Annotated in this window: 9 protein-coding genes and 1 pseudogene; all 10 read left to right on the forward strand. The window is 33.2% G+C overall.

From position 1 onward, the window contains the following. Positions 1–104: 104 nt before the first annotated feature. The gene (locus ESZ54_RS02745; protein ID WP_162615070.1) at positions 105–770 is read left to right on the forward strand and encodes an NAD(P)H-dependent oxidoreductase; all 666 of its coding nucleotides are present in this window, start codon (positions 105–107) and stop codon (positions 768–770) included. A 2-nt stretch (positions 771–772) separates the two neighbouring features. Then, positions 773–949, forward strand: a complete 177-nt coding sequence (locus ESZ54_RS12480) for a hypothetical protein (protein WP_162615071.1) — start codon at positions 773–775, stop codon at positions 947–949. Between the two features lie 58 nt (positions 950–1,007). Continuing rightward, positions 1,008–1,580, forward strand: coding sequence for a hypothetical protein (locus ESZ54_RS02750; RefSeq protein WP_136136154.1), 573 nt, complete (start codon positions 1,008–1,010; stop codon positions 1,578–1,580). 148 nt (positions 1,581–1,728) lie between these two features. Next, positions 1,729–2,622 (forward strand): ATP-binding cassette domain-containing protein, encoded by an 894-nt coding sequence (locus ESZ54_RS02755; RefSeq protein WP_136136155.1) that lies wholly within the window; start codon positions 1,729–1,731, stop codon positions 2,620–2,622. Next, a complete protein-coding gene (locus ESZ54_RS02760; protein ID WP_136136156.1) occupies positions 2,609–3,364 on the forward strand; it encodes a hypothetical protein in 756 nt (251 codons plus the stop codon). The genes ESZ54_RS02755 and ESZ54_RS02760 overlap by 14 nt, the downstream gene beginning before the upstream one ends. 120 nt (positions 3,365–3,484) lie before the next feature. Further along, positions 3,485–4,846: a bifunctional metallophosphatase/5'-nucleotidase gene (locus ESZ54_RS02765; RefSeq protein WP_136136157.1), complete on the forward strand. Its 1,362-nt coding sequence runs from the start codon at positions 3,485–3,487 to the stop codon at positions 4,844–4,846. 14 nt (positions 4,847–4,860) lie between these two features. Continuing rightward, positions 4,861–5,502, forward strand: coding sequence for a YutD family protein (locus ESZ54_RS02770; RefSeq protein WP_239433732.1), 642 nt, complete (start codon positions 4,861–4,863; stop codon positions 5,500–5,502). A gap of 9 nt (positions 5,503–5,511) precedes the next feature. Further along, positions 5,512–6,276, forward strand: a complete 765-nt coding sequence (locus tag ESZ54_RS02775) for a TIGR01457 family HAD-type hydrolase (RefSeq protein ID WP_136136158.1) — start codon at positions 5,512–5,514, stop codon at positions 6,274–6,276. Further along, on the forward strand, positions 6,277–6,897 hold the full coding sequence (locus ESZ54_RS02780) for a TIGR01906 family membrane protein (RefSeq protein ID WP_136136159.1): 621 nt from the start codon (positions 6,277–6,279) through the stop codon (positions 6,895–6,897). Between the two features lie 83 nt (positions 6,898–6,980). Next, positions 6,981–7,081 (forward strand): annotated as a pseudogene (locus ESZ54_RS02785) (IS30 family transposase); the annotation flags it as partial.

A 7,081-nucleotide genomic window follows, 5' to 3' on the forward strand; every position in this document is an offset into this window, starting at 1 on the left:
AGTCCCATAAATTATAGAGCCCAAATTGAAGCTATTGGTTTTTCTTTTTGGAAAAAATCGAGTAAGATAGTAACAGTAAAAGATCAATAGGAGTTGATAGTAAATTGAAAACACTAATTGTGATTGGACATCCTAATATTCAGGATTCTAGAACACAACAATTTTTTAAGGAAGCCGTGCAAACTTTTGAAAATGTGACATTCTTTGATGCTACAGCGGGTTTAGAAATTGAAAAAGCACAACAACTAATGGTGGACCATCAAAGAATCATTTTGCAATTTCCTTTGTACTGGTATAGCTGTCCAGCATGCTTGAAAGATTGGTTAGACCAAATTCTCTCATTATCAGGGATAGAAGAAACATTGGCAAATAAAGAACTTGGCTTGGTTGTGTCACTTGGTGTTAAGTCGAGTGAATTTCAAGCAGGTGGTCGTGAAAAATTTACGCTATCAGAACTGATGCGTCCATTTGAAGCCATTGCGAATAAATTTAATATGAGCTATTTACCAATATTTAGTTTGAGTAATTTAAGCTATCTAACTGAAATTGAAACTAAACAGGCTTTAATTAAGTATCAACAATATGTTTCGATGGAAAAAAGCTTTAGTTTTGAAATATCTGAGCAATGGCATTTAGAACAATTGTTAAAAATTCAAAAGAATCATCCTAAATTTGAAGAAAAGATTCAGATGCTGATTGAAGAAATTGAAGAAAATCGAGACGAATTATCAACTCTTGAGCATAGTTTAAAAGAGATGAAGGAGGAATAATGGTGACACGAGAAGACTGGATGTTACATGAAATTGAAAATGTCTTAAAAGAACCACTAAACTATGAAGAACAAGCATTACTACTGTCTTTAAAAGAAGTAGTCCAAACACAATATCATCGACTGACAATAGCAGAGGGTGAGTTGGATGGAACACTTTGGAGTCCAAAAAATTGGTAATAACAGAGAAATTTTAGCCAATTTATAGTATACTTGTGTCACGAAAGGAGCGTTGCAATTGAAGAAAAAAACAATACTCTTACTCTTGGGAACTTCGGTGATTACATTATCAAGTTGTGGCAAAAAAGAAGCAGCCATAAAAATACCTAAAGCAGATACAATTAAAGTTTTAACTGCTGATGATATTAATAAAAAGAAAAAACGGACTGATATTATTAACAACTTAATGATTGGCCGCAGTAAAATTAGTTTTAACAATCAAGAGTTTAGTCAGCTTTCGGATGGAAAATTTACAAGTCAAAAATTATGGGGAACTTTCCGAAATTTAGATGACCCAAGTATTACATTGCAACTGAATGCCGCAGACAATAACCAATCAATCTATGGGGAAATTTCAGGTTACGAATTAGAAGGGATTGATTGGGACAAAGAGACGCCCGTCAAGTATCTAGGCTTGATGGAAGAAGCACTACAGGGGTCAAAAGATCAAACAGCATTACTGTATAAGGGGCGAACAGGGGATGTCATTTTCTCTGTCGCACTGATGGGGAAAGAGCCATTGACTGAAGAAAATAAATTACTTCTGAAATCAATCGCAAAAGAAATCAAAATTGAGTTTATCGGGGAATAACGTTCAAGAAATAGCATGTTAATTGATACTTTTTGAAATATGGTATGCTATCTTGTTATCTTTTGTTAGGCTGTTGTTATATGTTTGTAACAATTGTAGAATATGATGTTATCAGAAGTTTTATTTTAGAAGGAGAGGAAGTACTACTATGGGTATTCAAGTAAAAGACTTGTCAAAAGTAGTCGATGGACTGTTAATCTTAAATGATATTAATCTAGAGATTGATGATCAACGTATTTACGGTCTAATTGGACAAAATGATTCGGGTAAAACAACGTTAATGCGAATTTTAGCTAATCTTCGCTATGCAACGGAAGGTTATCTTGAAATTGATGAAAAAGACATTGTCGAGGATCCTTCGGTTGTCAAAAAGGTTTATTTCCAGTCACAGGATAATATTTATCCAAAAAGTGCAAAATTAAAACATATCATGAAGTGGACGAGCCAATGTTATCCAGATTTTATGATGCATGTTTTTAAGGGATTAATTGAGAAATATGAGCTTGATCTGAATGCACATTTTCATCGTTTATCCATTCAAAAACAAATGATTTTTAGAAGTTGTTTAGCATTTAGTGTTGATACGGATTATCTCTTATTGGATGAACCGACATTCTCGTTAGATGCAACACATCGTTTTTCTTTATACCAAGATTTGCAAGCGAGTTTCCGTCGTTATCCGAAAACAATTATTTTATCAACACACTCAATTGATGAAATTGAATCACTGGTTGAAAAGGTAATTATTATGGAAGATGGTCAGGTCATTGTTCATGACTATGTATCAAAATTAGTTGATGAAGCTTATATGATTGAAGGCGAAGATAAATTTGTGCGTGATTTTGTCAAACAACGTAATATTATTGGTCAAATCTATCAAAATGGTTATCTGCAAGTTTGTGCACGTTTAACTGAAGAGGAAGTTTACGCTGCAAGTGATTATCCAATAGATGTGCGCTCATTAAACTTACAAGAATTATTCATCCATATTACGCGTAATGTGAATGAAGAAAGTGAGGCGTTGCCAGTTGAAAAAGAATAATACAATCTTTAAGAACCAAATACAGTTGTATCTTAAAATGCTACTTGCCTTTTTAGTTCTTTATGTCCTTGCGATTGGTGTTAGCTTTGTGAGTCAATACTATAAAATTTTGACTTTCCAAGTTGAAGAAGTTAGTTATTTGTTTGTTTTATTTCTTTTCGTGATTATTTGGGTTAATTTAGCTAAAGAAATTACGTTTTATAGTTATCAATCGATGACGCGCAAAGAAATCCTATATCAATCAATGACAGCTCAATTGCTAATCTGCTTTTTAGCAAGTATTGTCATCGAGGGAATTAATCAATTGATTTTCCGTCTTGATATTTCGAATTTTACAATTCATTCAGATGCAATTAGAATTGTTTATCTTAAAGAATTTAAATTAAACATGTATCTTGAAATTTTCTTAGCAATTTTGATTTTAACGATTGGGCTTTTCACAGTCAGTCAAATTGCGAATGCAATTGCCATTGCAACTTATTCGTGGAAACTAAGTAAATTGTTGATTGTCTTATCAAGCTTACTAATTATTTTAGTTGCTTTGATTGTTAGCTTTAGTTTTTGGACACGTAGTATGTATGTTTATTTTGTTAAAGCTTTAGGTTGGCTTAGTGGAACGGGACAACATATTGTACCAACCATAACGATTCCAATTGTTTTGATGCTACTTGTACTTGTACTAAGTATGATGTTCGAAGTGAAAAAAATTAAAAAAATTGAGATTAATAAATTCATTGCATAAATTAGAGAAATCATTAGTGTCTATTCATTTAGATGCTAATGATTTTTTAGTTGTTGAAAACATTCTTCTGCGTAAAGTTGTGCTAAAATAAGAGAGCAAATTAATAAAGGCGGGGATTGAATGAGCAATACTTTAACACTAATTCATACAAATGATATTCATTCGCATTTTGAAAATTGGCCTCGTCTTTCAAGAATAATTTCAAGAAGACAAATGCTGGCACAAAAAAATCAAAGTGATTATTTGACCATTGATTTAGGCGACTTTATGGACCGTCAACATCCATTAACTGAAGCATCAAATGGTCAAGAAAATGTCAGAGCATTAAATCAAGCTAAGTATGATTTTGTTACAATTGGGAATAATGAAGGTATTACAAATACCAAAACACAGTTAAATCATTTATTTGACCATGCTGAATTTGAAGTAATTATTTCTAATTTAAAAGATCAAGTAAAAGGTCGAGAACCAAAATGGGGTAAGGAAGTGTCTTTCTACACAACTGATTTTGGGGTTAAAATAGCTTTGATTGCCTTAACAGCACCAATGACTTTGACTTATGAACCATTCGGCTGGTTGGTTACTGAGCCTTTACTTTGGTTAGAACAAAATCTAGCAAAAATTACTGCGGAATCAGACGAAATTATCCTCCTCTCACATCTTGGCTTGCCAATGGACAAGGAGATTGCTCAGAAATTTCCTGCAATTAAGGTGATTATCGGCAGCCATACGCATCATTTACTCGAAGAAGGGTTAATGGTGAATGATACACTTCTAACTGCTTGTGGACGCTATGGGGAGTATCTAGGAGAGATTAAGTTGCTATTCGAAGATGGTAAACTAGTAAGTAAAGCAGCACAAACTTTTTCCGTTTCAAATGAACCGATTTTCCCAAAAGATAAAGAGTCTATTATAAATTACCAAACGGAAGGTGAAAAACGTTTAAAAGCAACAGAGGTTGCAATAATAAAAAATCCGTTAGGAGCAGAAAAGACGTTAATCGAAGTGACACTTGAAGCTATGATGCAAAAAAGTCATGCGGATTGTGCCATCATTAATTCGGGTTTATTTCTAGGTTCACTTAATGCAGGAGTAGTGACGCGTTTTGATTTACATCATATACTGCCACACCCAATGAACTTAGTAAAAATCCAGCTTGATGGACGAACCTTAAAAGCTTTAGTCAGTGAAATTGAATATCGGCGTGAAGAACTAAAAGAAAAGACGATCATTGGAATGAAATTTCGAGGTAAAGTTTTTGGTGAAATATGGTATCATAGTATTAGTGATTTTAAGTCAAACGGAATAAGAGTTGGCCAAGAAATAGTGAGTGACGATACTCAGTATACTTTGGTAACAGTAGATCATCTCACCTTTTTGCCATTCTTTAGCGATTGGTTTAATCAGGGCAAGGTTGAAATTATTTCAAGCTTATTTTTAAGAGAGATTGTCGGAGATTATTTGCATCGTTTGAATGAATAATGGATGGTGATAAAATGGAAAAACAGATTGAAGAAACGCTTGATATCGTTGAAGAAAGTGTTATAGATGAACCTACAGAAAATCAAATGTCAGCAGAAGAGCTAAGAATTGAAGAATTAGTCGCAAACTTTACTCCGGATCACTTTATTGCCGGTAGTGGTGAATATCGACTTGTTAAAGATTACCGCGATGCTTTTGATTATCGTAAACTTTTAGAACGTTATCATGATATTTTAAATAAATATGATTATATTGTTGGCGATTGGGGTTACGATCAGTTACGTTTAAAAGGCTTTTTTAAAGATGATTTTCGTAATGCCGCGATTGATGCTAAAATAGGTCATCTTGAAGATTACTTATATGAATATTGTAATTTTGGCTGTGCTTATTTTGTAATTGAACAAACAGGTGAATTTCAAAGAAAAGGTCGCGATACGTCTCCAGGTAGACCGCGAAATAAAAATAAAAACAAAAATAAAAATCAGGCTCATACTGAAGAACGTCGTAAAGATGTCAAACGACCTAAAAAGAAACCAAAATTTAAGAAAAAAGTAAATGAGCCAAAACCTAAAAATGAGAAAAAACCGGTCAAAAAAGAACTAAAACAAGGCCAACAAAAAAAGAATTCATTTGTCATTCGACAAAAAGATAACTAGGGGGAACTTATGTCATACAAAGGTTACTTAATTGATTTAGATGGAACAATGTATTTAGGTTCGGCGGCAATTCCAGCAGCAAAACCGTTTGTTGAAGCACTACAAGCAAGAGAAATACCGTATTTATTTGTGACTAATAATACAACAAAATCACCAGCAGACGTGCAAGCACGTTTGAGTGAATCGTTTGATATTCATGTTCCAGCAGCATCAATTTATACAGCAACACTTGCTACAGTTGATTATATGAACGATAAGGCTTTAGGCAAGAAAGTTTATGTTATTGGTGAGTCAGGATTAAAACAAGGCATCAAGGATGCTGGCTATGTTTGGGATGAGGAAAATCCTGATTATGTTGTGGTTGGCCTAGACTCAAATTTAACTTATGAAAAATTAGCAATTGCCACACTTGCGATTCGTAATGGGGCCCATTTTATTGGGACTAATCCTGATAAGAACATTCCGACACAACGTGGTTTAGTTCCTGGTGCAGGTTCACTTATTGCCTCAATCGAAATGGCAACTCAAGTTAAACCAGTCTTTATTGGTAAACCAGAAGCTATTATTATGAATTCTTCGGTGAAAACTTTAGGTTTAGCCAAAGAAGATGTCATTATGGTTGGTGATAATTATGAAACAGATATTCAAGCAGGTATTCGTAATGGAATCGACACTTTACTAGTCTTAACAGGGTTTACTCCAGAAGACAAAGTGGCTTCTTTGCCTGTTGCTCCGACACATGTTGTCAACACACTGGATGAGTGGGTTTTCTAAGTGAAGACAAATTTTAAATGGCATTTAAATGTTGTGTTACTATTTTTAGGAATCCTAACACTTGTCATCACAGTAACAATTAATTCACGCTGGTTGTATTCGATTGATGTAGGCTATTTAAATATTTTGGATAATGTGCCGTTATCCAAAACAGTTTTAATGAAAAACTACGATGAATTAATGCGTTACTTAAATTTCTTTTGGATTTCATCTTTAAATATGAGTGATTTTCCAAGTTCTGCCAGTGGTTTATTTCATTTTGAACAAGTAAAAAATTTATTTCAATTGAATTATGGTGTGTTATTGGTAACTTTAATTCCGAATATATTATTTTTACGAAAATTGGTAAAAGAAAAATTATTTTGGCGGTTAATCAGGCCATTTCAAGTAATTTTAGGTGGGTTTGTGGCGCTTGTTATGATGATGTTAGTAGCATTTGATCAATTCTTTGTCATGTTCCATCAATTATTTTTTAATAATAATGATTGGATTTTTAATCCAAGTGAAGACCCGATTATTCTAGCATTGCCTGAAACATATTTTTTACATTGTTTTTTACTATTTTTTGTTTTGTTAATCGGTACTTGTTTATTGATTATTTTTTTAGGTCGCCGATTGTAAAATTAAGCTAGACAACTAAAAAATCATTTGTGATACACTCAAATTGTACTTCCGACAAAAGAAAACAAGGAGAGTGATCACAAATGACCTATACACATCTTACTACAGATGAACTCGTTTTAATAGAATCATATTATCATCAAACTAAAAAAGTTAAGTTTGATGCTGATGCTTTGAATCGGTC

Origin of the sequence: Vagococcus silagei (assembly GCF_004795745.1) — a bacterium.
Lineage (GTDB): Bacteria > Bacillota > Bacilli > Lactobacillales > Vagococcaceae > Vagococcus > Vagococcus silagei.

Excerpts from the sequence above, each read along its gene's own strand:
- ESZ54_RS02755 (WP_136136155.1), top strand. The coding sequence starts at position 1,729 with ATGGGTATTCAAGTAAAAGACTTGTCAAAAGTAGTCGATGGACTGTTA.
- ESZ54_RS02765 (WP_136136157.1), top strand. The coding sequence starts at position 3,485 with ATGAGCAATACTTTAACACTAATTCATACAAATGATATTCATTCGCAT.
- ESZ54_RS02770 (WP_239433732.1), top strand. The coding sequence starts at position 4,861 with ATGGAAAAACAGATTGAAGAAACGCTTGATATCGTTGAAGAAAGTGTT.
- ESZ54_RS02775 (WP_136136158.1), top strand. The coding sequence starts at position 5,512 with ATGTCATACAAAGGTTACTTAATTGATTTAGATGGAACAATGTATTTA.